Source organism: Massilia sp. Leaf139 (genome assembly GCF_001424165.1).
Taxonomy (GTDB): Bacteria; Pseudomonadota; Gammaproteobacteria; order Burkholderiales; family Burkholderiaceae_D; genus Telluria.
This window is the reverse complement of the sequence record NZ_LMOJ01000001.1, coordinates 771389-791814: the sequence shown is the minus strand read 5'-3', so window position 1 is coordinate 791814 and position 20426 is coordinate 771389. Positions and strand designations below refer to the sequence as shown.

At 64.1% G+C, this 20426-nt stretch carries 20 protein-coding genes and 1 tRNA gene; 4 read left to right on the top strand and 17 right to left on the bottom strand.

Annotated features, from left to right (window positions below):
- Positions 1 to 67: 67 nt before the first annotated feature.
- The 10 genes from ASF77_RS03600 to ASF77_RS03555 form a co-directional block, all read right to left on the bottom strand.
- Complete coding sequence (locus ASF77_RS03600) at positions 68 to 700, bottom strand: response regulator transcription factor (protein ID WP_056334485.1); 633 nt, start codon at positions 698 to 700, stop codon at positions 68 to 70.
- A 274-nt stretch (positions 701 to 974) separates the two neighbouring features.
- A complete protein-coding gene (locus ASF77_RS03595; RefSeq protein ID WP_056334482.1) occupies positions 975 to 1388 on the bottom strand; it encodes a MerR family transcriptional regulator in 414 nt (137 codons plus the stop codon).
- 47 nt (positions 1389 to 1435) lie between these two features.
- The gene (locus ASF77_RS03590; RefSeq protein WP_056334478.1) at positions 1436 to 1795 is read right to left on the bottom strand and encodes an integration host factor subunit alpha; all 360 of its coding nucleotides are present in this window, start codon (positions 1793 to 1795) and stop codon (positions 1436 to 1438) included.
- 109 nt (positions 1796 to 1904) lie between these two features.
- The gene (gene pheT, locus ASF77_RS03585; RefSeq protein ID WP_056334475.1) at positions 1905 to 4331 is read right to left on the bottom strand and encodes a phenylalanine--tRNA ligase subunit beta; all 2427 of its coding nucleotides are present in this window, start codon (positions 4329 to 4331) and stop codon (positions 1905 to 1907) included.
- 131 nt (positions 4332 to 4462) lie between these two features.
- Positions 4463 to 5479 (bottom strand): phenylalanine--tRNA ligase subunit alpha, encoded by a 1017-nt coding sequence (gene pheS / locus ASF77_RS03580; RefSeq protein WP_056334472.1) that lies wholly within the window; start codon positions 5477 to 5479, stop codon positions 4463 to 4465.
- Positions 5480 to 5659: 180 nt separating this feature from the next.
- On the bottom strand, positions 5660 to 6019 hold the full coding sequence (rplT, locus tag ASF77_RS03575) for a 50S ribosomal protein L20 (protein WP_056334468.1): 360 nt from the start codon (positions 6017 to 6019) through the stop codon (positions 5660 to 5662).
- A 20-nt stretch (positions 6020 to 6039) separates the two neighbouring features.
- The gene (gene rpmI / locus ASF77_RS03570) at positions 6040 to 6237 is read right to left on the bottom strand and encodes a 50S ribosomal protein L35 (protein ID WP_026354218.1); all 198 of its coding nucleotides are present in this window, start codon (positions 6235 to 6237) and stop codon (positions 6040 to 6042) included.
- 360 nt (positions 6238 to 6597) lie between these two features.
- On the bottom strand, positions 6598 to 7143 hold the full coding sequence (gene infC / locus ASF77_RS03565; protein ID WP_267875179.1) for a translation initiation factor IF-3: 546 nt from the start codon (positions 7141 to 7143) through the stop codon (positions 6598 to 6600).
- A 27-nt stretch (positions 7144 to 7170) separates the two neighbouring features.
- The gene (gene thrS, locus ASF77_RS03560; protein WP_056334463.1) at positions 7171 to 9081 is read right to left on the bottom strand and encodes a threonine--tRNA ligase; all 1911 of its coding nucleotides are present in this window, start codon (positions 9079 to 9081) and stop codon (positions 7171 to 7173) included.
- Positions 9082 to 9287: 206 nt separating this feature from the next.
- Positions 9288 to 9364: transfer RNA gene (locus tag ASF77_RS03555), tRNA-Val, on the bottom strand.
- Between the two features lie 150 nt (positions 9365 to 9514).
- Between ASF77_RS03555 and ASF77_RS03550 the strand changes: the two genes are divergently transcribed.
- Positions 9515 to 10468, top strand: a complete 954-nt coding sequence (locus ASF77_RS03550) for a cation diffusion facilitator family transporter (RefSeq protein WP_056334459.1) — start codon at positions 9515 to 9517, stop codon at positions 10466 to 10468.
- 69 nt (positions 10469 to 10537) lie between these two features.
- A complete protein-coding gene (locus tag ASF77_RS03545; protein WP_056334454.1) occupies positions 10538 to 11485 on the top strand; it encodes an NAD(P)/FAD-dependent oxidoreductase in 948 nt (315 codons plus the stop codon).
- 72 nt (positions 11486 to 11557) lie between these two features.
- On the opposite strand, the gene ASF77_RS03540 is transcribed toward ASF77_RS03545, so the two are convergent.
- The 6 genes from ASF77_RS03540 to ASF77_RS03515 are packed head-to-tail and all read right to left on the bottom strand — an operon-like array spanning position 11558 to position 17516.
- Positions 11558 to 12190: a hypothetical protein gene (locus ASF77_RS03540; protein WP_056334451.1), complete on the bottom strand. Its 633-nt coding sequence runs from the start codon at positions 12188 to 12190 to the stop codon at positions 11558 to 11560.
- A complete protein-coding gene (locus tag ASF77_RS03535; RefSeq protein ID WP_056334448.1) occupies positions 12187 to 13116 on the bottom strand; it encodes an MlaD family protein in 930 nt (309 codons plus the stop codon). Before ASF77_RS03535 ends, ASF77_RS03540 begins: the two co-directional genes overlap by 4 nt.
- A 10-nt stretch (positions 13117 to 13126) precedes the next feature.
- Positions 13127 to 13933, bottom strand: coding sequence for an ABC transporter permease (locus ASF77_RS03530; protein WP_056336335.1), 807 nt, complete (start codon positions 13931 to 13933; stop codon positions 13127 to 13129).
- A gap of 52 nt (positions 13934 to 13985) precedes the next feature.
- Positions 13986 to 16223, bottom strand: a complete 2238-nt coding sequence (locus ASF77_RS03525; protein WP_056334445.1) for a bifunctional (p)ppGpp synthetase/guanosine-3',5'-bis(diphosphate) 3'-pyrophosphohydrolase — start codon at positions 16221 to 16223, stop codon at positions 13986 to 13988.
- 13 nt (positions 16224 to 16236) lie between these two features.
- Positions 16237 to 16587: a RidA family protein gene (locus ASF77_RS03520; RefSeq protein WP_056334442.1), complete on the bottom strand. Its 351-nt coding sequence runs from the start codon at positions 16585 to 16587 to the stop codon at positions 16237 to 16239.
- A gap of 38 nt (positions 16588 to 16625) precedes the next feature.
- Entirely contained in the window at positions 16626 to 17516 is an 891-nt protein-coding gene (locus ASF77_RS03515; RefSeq protein WP_056334441.1) for an alpha/beta fold hydrolase, read from the bottom strand.
- Positions 17517 to 17682: 166 nt separating this feature from the next.
- On the opposite strand from ASF77_RS03515, the gene ASF77_RS03510 reads away from it, so the two are divergent.
- Both ASF77_RS03510 and ASF77_RS03505 read left to right on the top strand, forming a co-directional pair.
- A complete protein-coding gene (locus ASF77_RS03510) occupies positions 17683 to 18477 on the top strand; it encodes a 3-hydroxybutyrate dehydrogenase (RefSeq protein WP_056334438.1) in 795 nt (264 codons plus the stop codon).
- 168 nt (positions 18478 to 18645) lie between these two features.
- Positions 18646 to 19290, top strand: coding sequence for a CatA-like O-acetyltransferase (locus ASF77_RS03505; protein WP_056334436.1), 645 nt, complete (start codon positions 18646 to 18648; stop codon positions 19288 to 19290).
- Between the two features lie 10 nt (positions 19291 to 19300).
- Here the strand turns inward: ASF77_RS03505 and ASF77_RS03500 are convergent, their stop codons facing one another.
- Positions 19301 to 20368: a DUF5694 domain-containing protein gene (locus ASF77_RS03500; RefSeq protein ID WP_056334433.1), complete on the bottom strand. Its 1068-nt coding sequence runs from the start codon at positions 20366 to 20368 to the stop codon at positions 19301 to 19303.
- Positions 20369 to 20426: the final 58 nt, after the last annotated feature.

Below are 20426 nucleotides of genomic sequence, written 5' to 3'. Positions count from 1 at the left end.
ACGCCGGCTGATAGTAGCCGACAAGGGCGAGCGCCGGGCAGCGCTCGCGAGCCTGCATATTCGGTTATTAGTCGAGCAGGTTGTTCTTCATGGCGTAATAGGTCAGGTCGCTGTTCGACTGCAGGCCCATTTTCTCCATGATGCGGGTACGGTAGGTCGACACGGTCTTGATCGACAGCGACAGCGCATTGCCGATGTCGGAGACGGTGGCGCCCTTGGCCAGGCGCAGGAAGACCTGGAATTCGCGATCCGACAGCTCGGTATGCAGGGCCGTGTTCGGGTCGCGGTCGAAGCTTTGCGCCAGCAATTCTCCGACGGTCGAGCTCACGTAGCGGCGTCCCTGGAACACGGTGCGCACGGCCGTTTTCAGCTCGTCGGCATCGCATTCCTTGTTCAGGTAGCCGTTGGCGCCCATCTTGAACAGGTTCAGCGCGTACTGTTGGGCCGGATAGCCGGAGAGAATCAGCACCGGCAGGTTCGGCTGACCCTGGCGGATGGTACGCAAAATGTCGATCCCGCTCTGGTCGGGCATGGCGATGTCGAGCAGCAGCACGTCGCAGATTTCGCGACGGGCAATGTCCAGCGCCTCGCGGCCGGTGGCGCCTTCAGCGACGACTTCGAAATCGCCGGACGAGGAGAAAATCTGTTTGAAACCTGCTCGAACTATCTGGTGATCGTCACAAATGGCAACGCGTATCATTGTCTTCCCTTAAATTTTCCTGGCACAGGAAAGTGCCGGGGAAAGCTCACCCGGCTATCGTGCGTTGAATTACCTAAGCCGCATGTAACATTTTAGCACTCATGCGCCCTTCTACAACAGCGCACGACTGCCCAGTTAACACAACCTTAAGCGCAGAGTCACGATCAAACCTGCTGCGCGTTGGACTTTCGACCTGCGATGCTCACTGTACATGCGTACAGCGAGCACTGTCCCCTTGGAGGCTCGGCCGAAATTCCTGCCGCTCGCGACGGTTTTATCGTGACTCTTGATGCCGCACGCTCTGTTTACAGAGGGCGACGATATCGAGCAGATCCGCGCGCAGCTTCGCCGTATCGATGACCGGTGCTTCTTCGACCTGGATTTCTTCAATGCCGCCGGCCAGGCTGCTGGCGCGGCTGTCGAGCTTGTTGCGGGCGCCGCTGATCGTGAAGCCCTGTTCGTAGAGCAATTCGCGGATACGCCGGATCAGCAGCACTTCGTGGTGCTGGTAGTAACGGCGGTTACCTCGGCGTTTGACTGGCTTTAGCTGAGTAAATTCCTGTTCCCAGTAGCGCAGCACGTGCGGTTTGACCCCACACAATTCGCTGACTTCGCCGATCGTGAAGTAGCGCTTCGCCGGGATCGGCGGCAGCGCGGTCAATTCAATCTTGTTCGGGCGATCGTTCATGGCTCACTTATCAGAGGCACTTGCATGACGCAATGATCCTTGCGGAATCAGGCAGCGCGGGCCAGCGAAGACGGTGGCGGGCTGGTCTCTTCGACCATGCTCTTCAGTTTCTGGCTGGCGTGGAAAGTCACGACGCGACGCGCCGTGATCGGGATCTCTTCCCCGGTTTTCGGATTGCGGCCCGGCCGCTGGGGCTTGTCGCGCAACTGGAAGTTGCCGAAGCCCGACAGCTTGACGGCCTCGCCGCGCTCGAGCGCATTGCGGATCTCGTCGAAGAAGGTCTCGACCATGTCCTTGGCTTCGCGCTTGTTCAAGCCGACCTGCTCGAAGAGCAGTTCGGCCAGCTCGGCCTTCGTCAGGGTCGGCAGATCCTTTTCCGCTTCCTTCCGTACCCGCGCCACCTGCATCGCACGATGCAGGTCGGCCGCCAGGGCTTCCTGGAATACGGCCGAATCAACGTCGTTATTATTAATTTTGAAGCCCTGCCTTCGAGTTGGACATGTTTGGACAAACAGCTTAGCCGCGCAATTTTGCGCTGTGTTTTTCTATTGCAGCCTCAGCCACGGAAGCCATCACGGCCTCCACGACATCGTCCTGCAAGGTCGATTGAGTATCTTGCAAGCTAAAGCGGAAAGCAAGCGATTTTTCGTCTGCCTCTAAACCTTTGCCGCGGTATTCATCAAATAAAACAATGGCTTGCACGATCTTGCCATTTGGATGAGCGGCAGCCGCGGCGGTGAAAGCGTCGATCACGGCCTGGGCCGGAACCGCCTGTTTCAGCACCAGCGCCAGGTCGCGCGTCGCGCCCGGGAACTTGGAAATTTCGGTGTAGGCCGGGACGACGCGCTCTTGCAAGGCGGCGGCATCGACCTCGAACAGCACCGGCGCCTGCGGCAGGTCGTATTTCTGCAGCCAGCGCGGATGCAGCTCGCCGATGAAACCGACAATGCGGCCATCGAGCTCGACATTCGCGCAGCGGCCCGGGTGCAGCGCCGGGTGCTCAGCCTTGACGAAGCGTACCACACGCGGCGCGAACAGCGCTTCCAGGTCGGCCTTGAGGTCGAAGTAGTCGACCGCACGGGTCGCCATGCCCCACTGCTCGTCCACCGCCGGGCCGTAGGCCATCGCGGCGACGCGCTTGGGCTGGTCGAAACCGGCCACCGTCAGGGCGCCGTCGGCCACCGCCGCGTCGCGCTTGAACACGGCGCCCACCTCGAACACGCGCACGCGCCCCGCCTTGCGGTTCAGGTTGTAGCGCACGTTGGCCAGCAAGCCGCCGATCAGGTTCGAGCGCATGGTGCTCATCTGGCTGGCGATCGGGTTCTGCAGCTTGATCGGGTCGACGTTGGCAGCGAAGTCTTGCTCCCAGGCGCTTTCCACGAAGCTCATGTTCACCACTTCCTGGTAGCCGAGATCGGCCAGCACGTGGCGCACGGCGAACAGCGAGCGGGTGTTTTCCGGCTCGATCAGCATGGCGCTCGGGGCGACCGGCGGATTGGCGGGAATGTTCTCGAAACCGTAGACGCGCGCGACTTCCTCGATCAGGTCTTCCTCGATCTCGATGTCGAACCGGTAGGACGGCGCGGTCACCGAGAAGCTGCCGGCCTCGTGGGTGAACGGCAGGTGCAGGCGGGTGAAGATGTCGGCCACCATTTCGTCGGTGATCGGCACGCCGATGACCTTCTGGGCGCGCGCCGTGCGCAGTACGACCGGCTGGCGCTGCGGCAGGTTCGCGACCTGGTCGTCGATCGGGCCGACCTTCGTTTCAGGCGTGCCGCAGATCTCCAGGATCAGCGCGGTGATGCGCTCGATGTGCTCCACGGTCGTGGCGTAATCGACGCCGCGCTCGAAGCGGTGCGCCGCATCGGTCGAGAAATTGTATTTGCGGGCACGGCCCTGGATCGCGTTCGGCCACCAGAAGGCCGCTTCCAGGTAGATGTCGGTCGTGTCCAGGGTCACTGCGGTGGAGTCGCCGCCCATGATGCCCGCCAGCGATTCGATTTCTTTTTCGTCGGCGATGACGCCGACCCACTCGTCGACCTCGACCGTATTGCCGTTCAGAAGCTTGAGCGTTTCGCCCTTCTTGCCCCAACGAACGTCCAGGCTGCCGTGGATCTTGTTCATGTCGAACACGTGCGAAGGACGGCCGACTTCGAGCATCACGTAGTTCGAGATGTCGACCAGGGCCGAGACCGAACGCTGGCCCGAGCGCTCCAGGCGCCCTTTCATCCAGTCCGGGGTGGCGGCTTTCGCATTCAGGCCGCGGATCACGCGGCCGGTGAAGCGGCCGCACAGATCCGGCGCCGAGATCTTCGCCGGCAAAATTTCATCGCTGGTGACCGGCACCGGCACCGTGGTCGGCAGGTGCAGCGGTGCGCCGGTCAGCGCCGACACTTCGCGCGCCACGCCCAGCACCGACAGGCAATCCGCCTTGTTCGGGGTCAGCTTGATGGTGAACTTCAGGTCGTCCAGGCCGAGATAATCGCGGATGCTCGTGCCGACCGGTGCATCGGCCGGGAGTTCCATCAGGCCGCTGCTCTCTTCCGAAATTTTCAGCTCTTTCGCCGAGCACATCATGCCCTGCGATTCCACGCCGCGCAGCTTGCCGACCTTGATCTCGAAGGGCTTGCCGTCGGCGCCCGGCGGCAGCACGGCGCCGGCCTGGGCGCAGATCGCCTTCATGCCCGCGCGCACGTTCGGCGCCCCGCAGACGATGTTCAGGAGCGTACCGGTGCCGACGTCGACCTGGCAGACGTTCAGGCGATCCGCGTTCGGGTGCTTGGCCACCTCGACGACTTCGGCCACGACCACGTTCGAGAACGGCGGCGCGACCGGCTCGACCTCTTCGACTTCCAGGCCGGACATCGTCAGCAGATGGGACAGCTCGTCCGACGTCATCTTCGGATCGACCATGGAACGGAGCCAGTTTTCGGAGAATTGCATAATCTTTTGCCTTGTCGCTGCAGGTATTTGTCGTAGGGTGGACGGCTCTGCCGTCCACGCGGGATAGTGATCGTTAGCGTTCGCGTTTAGCGTCTGTTAACGCGTGGACGGCAGAGCCGTCCACCCTACCCTCAATTGAACTGCTTCAGGAAGCGGAGATCGCCCTCATAAAAGAGGCGCAGGTCGTTGATCCCATAACGCAGCATCGTCAAGCGCTCGAGGCCGGAGCCGAACGCGAAGCCGATGAACTTTTCCGGATCCAGGCCGAAGTTCCGTACGACCGTCGGATGCACCTGGCCGGCGCCCGACACTTCGAGCCAGCGGCCCTTCAGCGGGCCCGAACCGAAGGCGATGTCGATCTCGGCCGACGGTTCCGTGAACGGGAAGTAGGACGGACGGAAACGCACCTGCAGGTCGTCGGTCTCGAAGAAGGCCTTGACGAAATTCAGGTAGACGCCCTTCAGGTCGGCGAAGGAAATGTCCTCGCCGATCCACAGGCCTTCGACCTGGTGGAACATCGGCGAGTGGGTGGCGTCGCTGTCGACGCGGTAGGTGCGGCCCGGCGCGATCACCTTGATCGGCGGCGTATGCGCGCGCGCGTAGCGCACCTGCATCGGGCTGGTGTGGGTGCGCAGCAGCAACGGCTTGCCGGTGCTGTCCTGGCCCTCGATATAGAAGGTGTCCTGCATGGAACGGGCCGGGTGGTTTTCCGGGCTGTTCAGGGCGGTGAAGTTCGTCCAGTCGGTTTCGATTTCGGGGCCGTCGGCCACGTCGAAGCCGATCGAGCGGAAGATCTGCTCGACGCGTTCCCAGGTGCGCATTACCGGGTGGATGCCGCCCATGGCGCGGCCGCGGCCCGGCAGGGTGACGTCGATCGCTTCGGCGTTCAGGCGCGCGGCCAACTGAGCGCTCGCCAGCGCCTCGCGGCGAGCCGTCAATGCGTCCTCGATCTGGCCCTTCGCGGTATTGATCAGGGCGCCCTGCGCCTTGCGCGCGTCAGGGTCGAGCTTGCCGAGGCTCTTCATCAGTTCGGTTACCTGGCCGGTCTTGCCGAGGTACTTCGCTTTTGCGTTTTCCAGCGCGGCCGCATCCGGCGCGGCGCCAAAGTCAGCCTGGGCCGATACGACGAGTTCTTCGAGCGAGTTCATGCTTTGTTCTTTTCCTGGATTAGGTGGCAGGAGCCACGGGGCATTGATGAATTGTCGCGGAAATGCTACGCGTTAGCAAATTCACAGCAGCCCAGAATCAAAAACGGGGCATAGGTCTGAACCGATGCCCCGCTCTTTTTGCGCTGCGTTGCCGCAGCGCTGACTTGCAAACCGGATGCTTTAGGCAGCCAGCTTGGCCTGGACGGCAGCGACGATCGCAGCGAAAGCTGGCTTGTCGTGCACGGCCATGTCGGCCAGAACCTTACGGTCCAGTTCAATCGCGGCTTTTTTCAGGCCGTTCATGAACGCGCTGTAGGTCATGCCGTGCGAACGCGAAGCCGCGTTGATACGGGTGATCCACAGTGCGCGGAAGACGCGCTTCTTGTTGCGGCGGTCGCGGTATGCGTACTGGCCAGCGCGCATGACTGCTTGCTTGGCAATACGGAATACTTTTGAGCGACGGCCACGGTAGCCTTTGGCAAGCTCAAGAACTTTCTTATGACGGGCACGTGCAGTAACCCCACGTTTTACTCGAGGCATATTAGCTCCTTAGTGTGAGATTAAGCAGATGGCATCATGCGGTAGACGCTGGTCACGTCCGACGCATTGATGTTACGGGTGCCGCGCAGCTGACGCTTGTTCTTGGTGGTCTTCTTGGTCAGGATGTGACGCTTGAACGCCATACCCGATTTCACAGTACCGCCCGGACGCACGCGAAAACGCTTCTTCGCGCTGCTTTTGGTTTTCATTTTTGGCATAGTCATCTGTCCTCGCGGACAGCCTCATATGTGACAGGATTGCAGGTGGCAGCAACGCTGCTCTTGGATGCCTACTTTCACTTGTCTTGCAGCAGGAGCTAGCCTGCTACAACCTGCTTCGAAAAACAGGAACCGCAGATTCTAACACAGTTTGATGAGGAAAGTGTTGCTGAGGGATCGGTTTTGAATGGTGGGCACGGGGCGCCCACCCTACGAACTGAGCAGGGGTCGCAGGGTGGGCGCCCTGTACCCACCAACACAGTACGGCAACGGAACCACAAACGACACAAGGCCGAGCCCGGCATTACAGCTAACGCTGCAACACCGGGCCCGGCCCTGACGCACTACGAAACCGGAGAATTACTTCTTCTTTTTCGGAGCAATGATCATGATCATCTGGCGGCCTTCCATCTTCGGGAACTGCTCGACCTGGCCGAATGGCTCCAGATCACCCTTCAGACGTTCGAGCATGCGGAAGCCGATGTCCTGGTGCGCCATTTCGCGACCGCGGAAGCGCAGCGTGATCTTGGTCTTGTCGCCTTCTTCCAGGAACTTGATGAGGTTACGCAGCTTGATGCTGTAGTCGCCTTCATCCGTGCCCGGGCGGAATTTGACTTCCTTGACCTGGATGATCTTCTGCTTCAGCTTGGCTTCGTGGGCCTTCTTCTGCTCCGAGTACTTGAACTTGCCGTAATCCATGAGGCGGCAGACCGGTGGAACCGCGTTCGGCGCGATTTCCACGAGGTCGACGTTCTTTTCCTCGGCCAGACGAAATGCCTCAGCCAGGCTCACAATGCCCAGCGGCTCGTTGTCCACCCCGGAGAGACGCATTTCCGGGTAAGTGATTTCGCCATTGATGCGATGCGACTTGTCAGTAGCTATGTTGTTTCCTTTTAATGTCTGAATAACCGGCCGGCTATAAACCCGGGGGACTTATTTAGCTTTCGAAGCGACTTCGCCCACGAGGCGCTCGATCAGGGCATCGACGGACATCACGCCCAGATCGACATTGCCCCGCGCACGCACGGCCACGGTGTTTGCTTCACGTTCCTTGTCGCCAACAACTAAGATATATGGCAATTTTTGGACGGAATGTTCACGTATTTTATAGGTAATCTTCTCGTTCCGCAAATCAGCGTGAACACGCAGGCCAGCCTTCTTCAGCTTGGCTTCCACCTCTTTCACATAGCTCGCCTGGGCGTCCGAAATGTTGAGCACTGCCACTTGTACTGGAGCGAGCCAAAGCGGCAGCGCGCCGGCATAGTTCTCGATCAGGATGCCGATGAAGCGCTCCATCGAGCCGACGATCGCGCGGTGCAGCATTACCGGTACTTTGCGGGTATTGTCTTCCGCGACATACTCGGCGCCGAGGCGTCCCGGCATCGAGAAGTCGACCTGCATCGTGCCGACCTGCCATGGACGGCCCAGGCTGTCCTTCAGGTGGTACTCGATCTTCGGGCCGTAGAAGGCGCCCTCGCCCGGCAGCTCCGTCCACTCCACGCCACAGGCGCGCAGGGCCGAGCGCAGCGCTTCTTCCGCTTCGTCCCAGATCTCGTCGGAACCGATGCGGCTATCCGGACGCAGGGCCAGCTTGACGTCGATGTTGTTGAAGCCGAAGTCGTCGTAGACCTGCATCGCCTGCGAATGGAAGGCGGTGACTTCGGACTCGATCTGCTCTTCGGTACAGAACACGTGGCCGTCGTCCTGGGTGAAGCCGCGCACGCGCATGATGCCGTGCAGCGCACCCGACGATTCGTTGCGGTGGCACTGGCCGAATTCGCCGTAGCGCAGCGGCAGGTCGCGGTAGCTCTTCATGCCCGAGTTATAGATCTGCACGTGGCCCGGGCAGTTCATCGGCTTGAGCGCGTAAGAACGGTTCTCCGACTCGGTCGTGAACATGTTCTCGCGGTAGTTGTCCCAGTGGCCGGTCTTCTGCCACAGGGTCACGTCGAGGATCTGCGGCGCCTTGACTTCGTCGTAGCCGTTGACCTGGTATTTATGGCGCATGTACTGCTCGACCTGCTGCCAGATCGTCCAGCCCTTCGGATGCCAGAAGATCAGGCCCGGCGCTTCTTCCTGGAAGTGGAACAGATCGAGCGCCTTGCCGAGCTTGCGGTGGTCGCGCTTTTCCGCCTCTTCCAGCATGTGCAGGTATTGCTCCTGGTCTTCCTTCTTGGCCCAGGCGGTGCCGTAGACGCGCTGCAGCATCTCGTTGTTCGAGTCGCCGCGCCAGTAGGCGCCGGCCAGTTTCATCAGCTTGAAGACCTTCAGCTTGCCCGAGGACGGTACGTGCGGGCCGCGGCACAGATCAGTGAAGCTGCCTTCCGAATACAGCGACACGTCCTCGTTGGCCGGGATCGAGGCGATGATCTCGGCCTTGTACTCTTCGCCGATCGATTTGAAATAGGCGACCGCTTCGTCGCGCGGCAGCACCTTGCGGGTGACGGGCTCATCCTTCTTGGCCAGTTCCGCCATCTTCTTTTCGATCTTCGCCAGGTCGTCCGGAGTGAAGGGGCGCTTGTACGAGAAGTCGTAATAGAAACCGTTTTCGATGACCGGCCCGATCGTCACCTGGGCGTCCGGGAACAGCTCCTTGACCGCGTGCGCCAACAGGTGGGCGGTCGAGTGGCGGATGACGTCCAGGCCTTCCGGATCCTTGTCGGTAACGATGGCCAGATCGGCATCGGACTCGATCAGGAAGGAGGTGTCGACCACCTTGCCGTTCACCTTGCCGGCGAGCGCGGCCTTGGCCAGGCTGGGGGCGATGCTGGTCGCCACCTGGGCGACCGTCACGGGGCCGTCGAACTGACGGCTGGAGCCATCGGGAAGTCGCACGTTAAGCATAGTGATCTCCTGTGGCGCGGACGCCGCTAATGTTGAGAATATTGAAACTTGAATTCAATGGACGAAAAAAAACGCGCACTAGGCGCGTTGTTTTCAGTGTGTTGAGCAAAAGAACACCATACCGCGTCTAGCGATTCCCCCACAACTTCGTTGTAGTTCGCGGTGTCATAACCGTAGGTGCCTTTCTCGCTCTTACTTAAATGTTCTGGTGGGCGGTGCAGAATTCGAATCTGCGACCCCTTGGATGTCGACCAAGTATTCTAACCAGCTGAACTAACCGCCCAATGACGTGCATTATAGGGGGTGCCTTCGTCTCGCGCAAGGCTTGCACGGAATTAAGTGGCAAAGGAGCAAAGTTGCTGCAGGTTTCGCTCTCCTCGGCCCTGCCCGTTATCCATTACACTGCGGCCTGTCCCCTATTCCCGCTCGCTCCATGTCCGACCACGCCGCACCGACCTCCGAACACCTGCACGCCCACCTCGACGGCGACGCCAGCCATGGCCATTTCATCGAGGCGCGCAGCCAGAAGGCACTCGCCATCGCGCTGACGCTGACGCTGCTGTTCGCCGTGATCGAGGTCGTCACCGGCTTCATCTCCAATTCCCTGGCCCTGATCTCGGACGCCGGCCACATGGTGACCGATGCCGCCGCCCTCGGCCTGGCCGTGCTGGCCCAGCTGATCGCCAAGCGCCCGCCTTCCTCGCGCCACTCCTTCGGTTTCGTGCGCGCCGAGGCCCTGGCCGCCTTCGTCAATAGCCTGGCGATGCTGGCCCTCGTCGCCTGGATCGTCTACGAGGCCGTGCAGCGCCTGACCCACCCGGAACCGGTGCAGGGCGGCGTGGTGCTGGTGGTGGCCGCCATCGGCGCCTGCATCAACCTGCTGGTTGCATGGGTGCTCTCGCGCGACACGCAAAGCATCAACACGCGCGCGGCCCTGGTCAACGTCATGGGCGACCTGCTCGGATCGCTCGCCGCGATCGCCGCCGGCGCCATCATCTATGTCACCGACTGGGTGCGCATCGACCCGATCCTGTCGATCTTCGTGTCGCTCCTGATCCTGAAATCGACCTGGGGCATCCTGCGCGAGTCCTACCACTTCCTGATGGAAGGCGTGCCGCAGGGGATCGATTACCTGCAGGTGGGCGCCGACCTGGCCGAGGTCGACGGCGTGCTCTCCGTGCACGACCTGCACGTGTGGGACATGTCGCCCGGCCACCCTGCCCTGATCGGCCACCTCGAGATCCGCGACCTGGCCGAATGGCCGGCTGTGCTGGAGCGCGTGCGCAGCATGCTCCTGGCGCGCCACGGCATCGACCACGTCACTCTGCAGCCCGAAGCGCTGGACGGCCTGCCGCTCGATGCCGGCCACTGCAAGCACCGGGTGTAAGCCTGCGCTTACCCGGCCTGGGCACGCGCGCCGATAGGCGCTGTTTCGGCCTTTCCAGATAATCGCTCCATGAGCGAACTGACAGAACGCGTATTCGATACCCTGGTCGTCGGCGGCGGCCCCGGCGGCCTGACGGCCGCCATCTACCTGCGCCGCTTCACGCGCAACATCGTCGTGGTCGACAAGGGCAACAGCCGCCTGTGCCTGATTCCCGTGTCGCACAACTATCCCGGCTTTCCCGAAGGGGTACCCGGCGGCCAGTTGCTGAAGAACCTCACCCACCAGTTGCGCAACTACGGCGGCGAGGTGCTGCACGGCGAGATCACCGACCTGCGCCTGGAAGATGGCCATTTCATCGGCGACTACCTCGACGACGCCGGCGACACGCATTCCATCCGCGCCTTGACCGTGCTGATCGCCACCGGCGTGGCCGATGCCGGCCTGCCGATCGAAAATTGGCATGAAGCGGTCGCCAGCGGCGCCGTGCGCCTGTGCCCGGTCTGCGACGGCTTCGACGTCATGGATCGGCGCATCGCCGTCGTCACCAACGACACCAACCCGGTCGGCCATGCCCTTTTCATGCGCTCCTTCAGCGCCGACGTCACGCTGTTCGACCGCAGCCAGGAACCGATGCTCAGCGACGAGGAGCGGCGCCAGATCGCGGCGGCCGGCGTGCGCTATATCGAGTCGCCGCTGCTGGGCGTGAGCATGAGTCCGGACATGAAGCCGATCCTGAACACGGCCGACGGCGAAAGCCGCGAGTTCGACGTGTTCTATCCGATGCTGGGCGAATCGGCGCGCTCGACCCTGGCGTCGAAGCTGGGCGTGGAGACGGCCGAATGCGACAAGATCGTGGTGGACGACCACCAGCGCACGAGGGTGCCGGGGCTGTTTGCCATCGGTGACGTGGTGCGCGGGCTGAACCAGATCGCGGTGGCGGCCGGGCAGGCGGCGATCGCGGCGACCACGATCCATAATGCCTTGCCGTGGGCCTTGCGGCAGAAAAAAACGACGTAGCGAGGTTGCGTACGATGTAGGGTGGGCGGGTCTCCCGCCCACGCGCTCAACGCACGGCAACGCACCACTTAACTACTTCTGTCCCGATGCTAACGCAATCCGCCGCTTGATCCGCTCCACCGCCGCCCCATCCCCACCAGCCTCCGCCCGCTTCTGCGCCACTCCCAGCCACATCAACAGCGGCCTGCGCCACCCCTGCGACGACGCCGTCTCCGCCGCCATCTCGATATCCCCCGGCGTGATCCGTCCCGCCTTGAACAAGGCCCCCGCCGCCACCAGCTTCGACAGCGGATCCACCACCCCGGCGATCGACCCGCTCCCCACCACCGCCCGATGCTGCTCCGGCAGCGCCCCCAGATCCAGCCCTTCCCAACGTCCGGCCAGATAGGCCGCATACGCCCGCTGCTGCGCCGTCGCATCCGGCGCCAGCGCGGAAAAGCCCGGACAATCGTCGAATTCGAGCGCCGCCGCCAGCACCCCACAGCGCACCAGCTCGACCTGCGCCACCAGGTCGGCACGCCCGGTGCTGGTGGTCTCGCGCCGCGCCCGCGCGTATTCGGCATTGGCGGCGGCCGTGTTCCCGCGCAGGTAGTCGTCAGTAAAACCGTCGAGTGCATCCTTCGCGTTCGGCTGCCAGGCGGGCGGCGCGGGTTTGCTGGCGCAGGCAGCGAGCAGCAGCGCGCCAATGAAAGCTGGGATTCTCATGGCAGCTTGATCTCCTCGTTCTTGCCGGCGAACGGCCACTTGCGGTTGATCTGGTCGACCAGGCGGTTCACCTTGCGCAGGCTGGCGTCGACCTCACCGCGCAAGGCGCCCAGGTCTTCGGTCGCCACGCGCGCGTTCGCGCCGACGGCCTGGGCCTCGACCAGCACCGCGTCGACTTTCTTGAGCGTGCCGCGCGCATCCTGCAGCACGCCCTGCAGCTCGACCACCGCGGCCTGCGCATCGTCGACCACGCCCTTCTTGCCGTACAGGCGCTGGTCGGTCTTGGCCAGCAGCGCGTCCAGCCGCTGCAGGGTGCCGACGAACTTCTTCGCCTCCTCGTCGCCCAGCGCGCCGCTCAGCAAGCCATACTTACCCGACAGGCGCCCAGTGAGGGTATTCAGGTTCTCCAGGCTGCCCGACATGCTGGAACCCTCGGCCGTCATGTTCTGCAGGTTGTCCAGCAGCTGCTTGGCGGTGGCGACCAGGCCGGGGATTTCGGCCGTCACGTCGCCGCGCAGGATCGGGCGCACCGCGCCATCCGGCAGCGGCGCGTCGTCGAGCACGCCGGTAAAGGCGCGCAGGCGCGTCTCGCCCACCACGCTGCGTTCCAGCGTGAAGACCGACGAGGCGCGCAGCCATTTCGCATCGGACTTCGAGACGTCGACCAGCACCTGCACCTTGCCATCCTTGGCCAGGTCGACCAGGCGCACGCGCCCGATCGGGAAGCCGGCGAAGGTCATGTCCATGCCGGGAATGACGCCTTCGGAATTTTCGGTGGTGAGCACCAACTTCTGGGTCGGCTCGAACACGCCGCGCGCGTACATCACGTACAGGACGAAGGCGATGATCAGGGCGGCGACGAGTCCCAGCAGGATCATCGCCTTGGTTTCGACATGGGCTGGCTCGTCAGGTGTGGGTTCGATCATGGGCAAGTTGTCAGATGTATTTGAGGGCAAGCGAGGCGCCTTCGATCAGGAGCAGCACGAACAGCAGGCGCAGCGCGCCCGGCTGCACGCTCGAGGCCAGGCGGCGCGGATAGCGCTGCAGTTCGAGGATGGCGGCGGTCGGGATCACGGCCACCGCGAGGCCGAACAGCACGGTCTTCAGGACGAAGCCGATCGCGACCACGGGTTCGAATACGCGCCCCACCGTGCGCGTGTAGTCGGACATGCCCCAGGGCGACAGTCCGTACACGTTCAGGTAGGCCAGCAGCAGCACGATGGTCGAGCTGACCATGGCCAGGCCGAGCACGGCAAAGGCATTCGCGAACAGCTGCGGCACCAGGTCGCGCCGCAGGCGGCGCAGGGCTTCGGCATTGACTTCGGCCGTGGGCAGGCCGGCGCGCGCCAGGCCCAGGGCAGTGGCGTCAAAGGCCATGCCCGAACGCAGCGCCGCGAACAGCGCAGCCGACAGGGGAATCAGTTCCAGCACCAGCACCCGCACCACCATCTCCAGCGCATAACGCGACAGGCCGTAGCTCATGGCGGTGACCAGCACGATGCGGATGATGACGAGGCTGATCAGGGCCGACAGGAGCGTGAACCAGGGCAGCACCTGCCAGGTGCTGGCGTGGATGTAGCGCGCCGTCGTCAGGCGGTTGCTGCGGTTGTAGGTCGAGGGCGAGAGCGCGGTGACGACGGCGACGGCGCCGAGATGGAACATGTACCACCAGCTGCGCAGATAGCGCACGAAGGCGAAGCCCCAGAGGCTGGGGCGGCTGGCGAGGTGCAGGGAGCGGCGCATGGTCATATGATACGGTTTCGGCAATTATGCATGGGTTTTCGTATCATGATTTTTACGACCTGCGCGCCTCCTGCACGCCGCTGACTTCGGCGATCGCGCTCAAGGCCTTCTGCAGCTGCGCCGTCGCCCCGATCTCCGCCGTGAACACCATGCGCGCCTGTCCCTTGGTCGTTTGCGTATTCACGCCGGTGACGTTGATCTTCTCGCGCAGGAAGGCATCCGAAATATCGCGCAGCAGACCCTGGCGATCCACCGCGAGGATGAAGATGTCGACCGGGTACACCGTATCGAGCACGCCGCGGCCCCACTCGGTCTGGATCACGCGCTCGGGCGCCTTGCTGCGCATCTCGGCGAAGTTCTTGCACGAGAGCCGGTGGATCGAGACGCCCTTGCCGCGCGTGACGAAGCCGACGATCGGATCGGGCGGCGCCGGCTTGCAGCACTTGGCCAGCATCGTCATCAGGCCCTCGGTGCCGACCACCAGCACGCCGGACTTGGCGCCCTGCTCCACGCTCGAGGCGCGGCTCTTGTTGACGACAGCCGCATCGTCCGGCGGCGGCGCTTCCACCGTCTCGTGCAGCGCCGCCTCCACATGGCGCAGGCTGAACTTCTCCTTGCCGACGGCGACGAACAGGTCGTCGACCTTGGCGAAGCCCAGTTTATGGGCCAGCGCTTCCAGGTTGACCGCGGTCTTGCCCTCGCGTTGCAGCGATTTTTCGACCAGCGCCCGCCCGGAAGCCAGCGTCTCGGCCAGCTCCTGCGCATGGAACCACGCCCGGATCTTGGAACGTGTACGGCTGCTGACCGTGTAGCCCGGGCTGAGCCAGTCGCGCGACGGCCCCTGGCTGCCGGCCGGGCCTTTCGCCGTGATGATCTCGCAGGTCTGGCCATTCTTGAGCGGCGTATTCAGCGGCACCATGGCGCCGTCGATCTTGGCGCCGCGGCAGCGGTGGCCGACTTCGCTGTGCAGGTGGTAGGCGAAGTCGATCGGCGTCGCGCCCACGGGCAGTTCCAGCACGCGCGCCTGCGGCGTGAGGACGAAAATGCGGTCGTCGAGCGTGGTGGCTTTCAGCTTCTCGACCCATTCCTTCTGGTCTTCCTCACCCGCCACCGAATCGGTGACGTCGCTCTTCCAGGCCAGCAGCTGGCGCAGCCAGGCGATCTTCTCGTCGTACTTCTGGCTCTTGAAGTTGGAGCCGCCCTCCTCCTTGTAGCGCCAGTGCGCTGCCACGCCGTACTCGGCGAAGTTGTGCATCTCTTGCGTGCGCACCTGCACTTCGAGCGGGCGCCCGTCCTCGGCCGTGACGACCGTGTGCAGCGAGCGGTAGCCGTTCGCCTTGGGGCGCGCGATGTAGTCGTCGAACTCGGCCGGGATCGGCGTCCAGATGTTGTGCACCAGGCCCAGCACCGTGTAGCAGGTCTTCTCGTCCCCTACGATCACGCGGAAGGCGCGCACGTCGTAGAGCGAGGAAAAATCCAGATCCTTGCCGCGCATCTTGTTGTAGATGCTGTAGATGTGTTTCGGGCGTCCGCTCACCTCGGCCTTGATGCCCGCCGCATGCAATTCACGCTGCAGGCGCTCGATCGAGGAGGCGACGAAGCCCTCGCGCGCCATGCGCTTTTCCTCGAGCATCTTGGCGATGCGCTTGTAGGTTTCGGGCTCGAGGAAGCGGAAGGCCAGATCTTCCAGCTCCCATTTGAGCTGCCAGATGCCGAGCCGGTTGGCCAGCGGCGCATACAAGTCCATCACCTCGCGCCCATAGTCGCGGGTCAGCTCGTCGAAGCGCTTCTGCTCGGCGAACCAGCGCAGCGTCGTCACGCAGGAGGCCAGGCGGATCAGCACCACGCGCATGTCGGTCGCCATCGCGAGCAGCATCTTGCGCAGGGTCTCGACCTGGGCCACGGCCTGCTGGGCCGCGCCCTTGCCGCGTCCGACGGTCTGCTGGCCGACGGTCAGGTCGCGCAGCCGGATCAGCTGCTGCACGCCGCGCACCAGGCTGGCCACCTCGGGCCCGAACAGCTGCTCCAGCGTTTCCACCAGCGCCGGCTCGACGATGACGAGTTCGAACAGCAGGCCGGCGATGCGCGTCTCGACATCGCTGCGCAGGTAGGCCAGCGTGCCGGCCACGCCGAGCGAAAACTCGAAGGCGTTCTGGCCGGACGAGCAGGCGCGCTCGCCATAGGCCGCGGCGGCATAGTCGAGCGCGTGCTGCACGCGCACGCATTCCTCGGGACTGAGACCGTGGATCAGCTGAGTGGTGGCGTCGCCGAGCGCGGCGGTGGAAACCATCGGGTAAAACTGCTCAGCGCAGGGCGGCGGTGACGACGATCTCCACCAGGCAGGCCGGATTGGCAAGCTTCGCTTCGACGGTCGCGCGCGGCGGCGTGTGGCCAGCGGCCACCCATTCGTCATAGACGGCGTTCATGCCGGCGAAATGGGCCATGTCGGCGATGTAGATCTGGCACATGAGGATGCAGGTCTTGTCGCTGCCGGCTTCCTGCAGCAGGCGGTCGACGTGGCCCAGCACCTCGCGCGTCTGGCCTTCGATATCCTGCGTCGTGTCTTCGGCGATCTGGCCGGCCAGGTAAACGGTGCCGTTGTGGATGGCGGTTTCGGACAGGCGCTTGCCTACGTGAAGTCGTTTGATTTCCATGTTCTCTTTCGTGTTTTCGTCGTGTTTTCGTATGGGGCTCAGGCGCCCGTTAAAAATTCGCGTGCGATTGCGACCTGCTCGGGCTGGACGAAGGTCGGTGCATGGCCGACGCCGGGGATCTCCACCAGGCGCGGTTTCGGCCCGCGCGTCGTCATCAGTTGCGCCGTTTCGTGCGAGAGCAGGTCGGACAATTCGCCGCGCACCAGCAGGGTCGGGCAGGCGATCGCATCCCAGGCGCGCCAGAGCACCGCCTCGTCCTGTCTGGCGCGCTCCACGCCCATCGCCTTGAAGGGCTGGGCCAGCGCCAGGTCGTAGTGGCGCACCCATTCGCCGTTGGCTTCCTGGCGCAGCACATCGCTCGCCAGCTTGTGCCACTGTTCGTCGGTGTGCGGCCCGAACGAAGCCGAGACCTCGCGCACGAAGCGCGCCCCGCTCTCGAAATCGGGGAAGCGCAGATCCTGGCCGATGTAGTCGGCGATGCGGTTGAGCGCAGCGCCGTCGAGGGCCGGGCCGATATCGTTGAGCAGCAGGCGCTTGACCGGCGTGCCTTCCAGCGAGGCCAGCACCATGCCGATCAGGCCGCCCATCGAGGTGCCGAACCAGTGCACGCTGCCGTCGCCATTGGCGGTCACGCGGGCGATCAGGGTCACCATGTCGGCCACGTACTGCGGCAGCGCGTACAGCTGCGGGTCGCGCAGGCGATCCGAGCGCCCGCGCCCGGCCACGTCGGGACAGACCACGCGGTAGGTATCGCACAGGGCGCGCGCCAGCGCATCGAAGTCGTCGGCCACGCGCGTGACGCCGTGCACGCACACCAGCACGCGCGGATTGGCCGGGTCGCCCCACTCCTTGTAGGCAATCCGGTGCAGGCCGGCGGGGGAGCTGCACTGCACGCTGTTGATGCGCGGGTTGATGTTCGCTTCGCTCATGGCGACTCCGGCTCCGGAAGACAAGATTGGTACGTTGAATTGACAGCTCGATTGGCAGCCGAATTGACAGCTCATTCAGCCCAGCCTCACATTTTAACCGCCCGAGCGATTAGAATTCTACCAATTCCGTGCAAGAACCCCGCTCACCTACCCTTCAGAGGAACCAATGAAATCCAGTATGCTCAGTGGTAAAACTGCACTCGTCACCGGCTCGACCTCGGGCATCGGCCTCGGCATCGCACGCGCACTGGCAGAACAGGGCGCCAACCTGGTCTTCAACGGCTTCGGCGACGCCCAGCAGATCGAGAAGCTCTACACCGACATCGGGCAGGAGTTCGGGGTGCAGACGGCCTACCACAATGCCGACATGTCCAAGCCCGAGCAGATCGAGGCGATGATGTCCTTCGCCCAGGAAAAGTTCGGCGGCGTCGACATCCTGGTCAACAACGCCGGCATCCAGCATGTGGCCGCCGTCGAGGATTTCCCTGTCGAGAAATGGGATGCGATCATCGCCATCAACCTGACCTCGGCCTTCCACACCACGCGCCTGGCCCTGCCCGGCATGAAGGCGAAAAACTGGGGCCGCATCATCAACCTGGCCTCGGTGCACGGCCTGGTGGGTTCAAGCCAGAAGTCGGCCTATGTCGCGGCCAAGCACGGGCTGGTCGGCTTCACCAAGGTCACGGCGCTGGAGACGGCGCAGACGGGCGTCACCTGCAACGCGATCTGCCCGGGCTGGGTGCTGACCCCGCTGGTGCAGAAGCAGGTCGACGACCGCGCCGCGCGCGAGAGCCTGTCGAACGACGAGGCGCGCCGCGCCCTGCTGGCGGAAAAGCAGCCGTCGGGCGAATTCGTGACGCCGGACGAACTGGGCGCGCTGGCGGTGTTCTTCTGCTCGCCGGCCGGGGCGCAGGTGCGCGGCGTGGCGTGGAACATGGATGGGGGTTGGGCGGCGCAGTAAGGGCGGATCCGGTCGGACGCGGCGCCGCTTCATGTGGGGCGCCGCTGAACGACCGGTGATCCCGCCTGGGCACGGGTGCCCAGTGAACCGGTCACCGAGGCCATTGGCCCCGATGACCCCGTACGTTACGCCACCTCTTCCCTCCTCCGTTTCAACGGTTCCAACCGCATGCAAAACTTCGAACACCGGCGCGACCGCTTCGAGCTCTTCGACCGCATGGACAGCCCCGCGGTCAATCTCTGCTTCACCCTCGATCTGCCCGACTACCGGCCCTGGTGCAAGGAGCATGGCCTGCCGCCTTTCCACGTGCTGCTGTGCGCGGTGCTGCGCGCCGTGCTGAAGATCGAGAACTTCCGCTACCGCGTCTTCGAGGGCGAGGTCATCGCGATCGACCGCCTGATGCCCTCGTTCACGGTCGTCAACCAACACAATGACCTGAACTTCGCCCTGTTCGACTGGAGCGACGACCTGCGCGAATTCGTCGCGCGCGGGATTGCGGCGCGCGACCAGGCCTGCGCCATGACGGAACTGAACAACGCGTACGCCGCCCTCTCGCCGCGCCAGTGCAAGGATCAGGTCTTCATCACCTGCATTCCCTGGCTCGACTTCACGTCCATCCAGCACCCGGCGGCGGCGCTCGGCGCGCCCGACATCCCCTCGCTGGCCTGGGGCCGCTTCAGGGACGGCCCGCCCGGCCGCCTGCTGCTGCCGTTCTCGGTACAGGCCCACCACGGCTTCGTCGACGGCTTCCACATCCACCAGCTGGCCCAGCAGATCGCGGCCGAGCTGACCGGGTTCATGGAAAACGCATAGAGCCGCGGCGCTACTTCAGCAGCGCCGCCGCATCGACGACATCGACACCCTGCAACTGCCCCAGCCAGCTGTCGAACCAGGGCTTGTGCGAAGCGCCGACGATGGTGAGCACGCGTGCGCCCGGCCGTTCGCGGAAGGTCTCGCGGATGTTGGCGACCATGCGCAGGTTGCGGATCTCCCAGCCGGCCACCCACATCTGCGGATAGCCTTCCTTCGATTGCGCACGCATGGCCGGCACGACGTTGGCCTCGGCCAGGATGCGCAGGCCTTCCGGGTCGTTGACGGCGCGGTAGAGCGGCAGCAGGTCGGGCGCGCGCATGAGCGCTTCCTCGCCCTGCTGGCGCGCCTTCAGGGCCGCGCCGCCCGCCGCCCATGCCGCTTCGACCGATTGCAGGAAGGCCTTCTTGTCGGCGACGTCGATCTGGTCGCCCGTGTGGTTGTCGACCGCGTGCACGCGCGTCAAACCGAGGCGCGCGGCCAGGCGGGCGGCGATCATGAAGCTTTCGTCCTTGCGCCCTGCGAGCTTGCCGAGCTGTTCGACCAGGGCGGCGTCCAATCCGTCGCCGGCGCGGCGCTCGTTTGATGGCAGCTGCAGCCACTGTACATAGGCCGAGGCGCGGTCGTAGGAGGCCAGGAACAGCGCCGCCAGGCGTCGGCGCTGCCCCGGCGTCGGCTGCGCCGGCCAGCTTTTGAGCAGCTGACTCACCTCGGCCAGCGCGGCCGGTGCATCGAGCCCGGTGGCGGCGCGCGCGGCCGCCGTCGAGGCGCAATAGTCGGCGCCGTACTTCGCGGCATGGCGCGCGGCCAGGTCGCATTCCTCCCCGTTCTCGGTTTCAATGGTGACGATCTCGGGCTTGAAGGCCGCCAGCCGTTCGAGCAGCGGGTCGAGCGCGGCGGGGTCGAAGCCGGCCGGCATGCCGCGCAGGTGAACCGTACCGAGCACCAGCACCTGGGCGCGCGGGCCGGCCATGTCGCGATCAAACGCCGTCAAGTCGGCCTGGGCCCGGGCCGCCGCGGGCAGCATGAGGGCAAGCAGGCAGGCTGCGGCGAGACGATTCTTCAGACGGCGCTTCTCCATCGGGTTCCTCCAGACCGTGATCGAAAGGAAGAATGTAAATAAGGCAAGCCGCAGCGGC

Coding starts and splice junctions, on each gene's coding strand:
- pheT (WP_056334475.1), bottom strand. CDS start 4,331: ATGCAATTCTCCGAAAACTGGCTCCGTTCCATGGTCGATCCGAAGATG.
- ASF77_RS03590 (WP_056334478.1), bottom strand. CDS start 1,795: ATGCAGGTGGCGCGGGTACGGAAGGAAGCGGAAAAGGATCTGCCGACC.
- ASF77_RS03540 (WP_056334451.1), bottom strand. CDS start 12,190: ATGAGAATCCCAGCTTTCATTGGCGCGCTGCTGCTCGCTGCCTGCGCC.
- ASF77_RS03545 (WP_056334454.1), top strand. CDS start 10,538: ATGAGCGAACTGACAGAACGCGTATTCGATACCCTGGTCGTCGGCGGC.
- thrS (WP_056334463.1), bottom strand. CDS start 9,081: ATGCTTAACGTGCGACTTCCCGATGGCTCCAGCCGTCAGTTCGACGGC.
- ASF77_RS03600 (WP_056334485.1), bottom strand. CDS start 700: ATGATACGCGTTGCCATTTGTGACGATCACCAGATAGTTCGAGCAGGT.
- ASF77_RS03520 (WP_056334442.1), bottom strand. CDS start 16,587: ATGGAAATCAAACGACTTCACGTAGGCAAGCGCCTGTCCGAAACCGCC.
- ASF77_RS03595 (WP_056334482.1), bottom strand. CDS start 1,388: ATGAACGATCGCCCGAACAAGATTGAATTGACCGCGCTGCCGCCGATC.
- rplT (WP_056334468.1), bottom strand. CDS start 6,019: ATGCCTCGAGTAAAACGTGGGGTTACTGCACGTGCCCGTCATAAGAAA.
- ASF77_RS03515 (WP_056334441.1), bottom strand. CDS start 17,516: ATGAGCGAAGCGAACATCAACCCGCGCATCAACAGCGTGCAGTGCAGC.
- ASF77_RS03550 (WP_056334459.1), top strand. CDS start 9,515: ATGTCCGACCACGCCGCACCGACCTCCGAACACCTGCACGCCCACCTC.
- ASF77_RS03500 (WP_056334433.1), bottom strand. CDS start 20,368: ATGGAGAAGCGCCGTCTGAAGAATCGTCTCGCCGCAGCCTGCCTGCTT.
- ASF77_RS03505 (WP_056334436.1), top strand. CDS start 18,646: ATGCAAAACTTCGAACACCGGCGCGACCGCTTCGAGCTCTTCGACCGC.
- ASF77_RS03525 (WP_056334445.1), bottom strand. CDS start 16,223: ATGGTTTCCACCGCCGCGCTCGGCGACGCCACCACTCAGCTGATCCAC.
- ASF77_RS03530 (WP_056336335.1), bottom strand. CDS start 13,933: ATGCGCCGCTCCCTGCACCTCGCCAGCCGCCCCAGCCTCTGGGGCTTC.
- pheS (WP_056334472.1), bottom strand. CDS start 5,479: ATGAACTCGCTCGAAGAACTCGTCGTATCGGCCCAGGCTGACTTTGGC.
- ASF77_RS03535 (WP_056334448.1), bottom strand. CDS start 13,116: ATGATCGAACCCACACCTGACGAGCCAGCCCATGTCGAAACCAAGGCG.
- rpmI (WP_026354218.1), bottom strand. CDS start 6,237: ATGCCAAAAATGAAAACCAAAAGCAGCGCGAAGAAGCGTTTTCGCGTG.
- ASF77_RS03510 (WP_056334438.1), top strand. CDS start 17,683: ATGAAATCCAGTATGCTCAGTGGTAAAACTGCACTCGTCACCGGCTCG.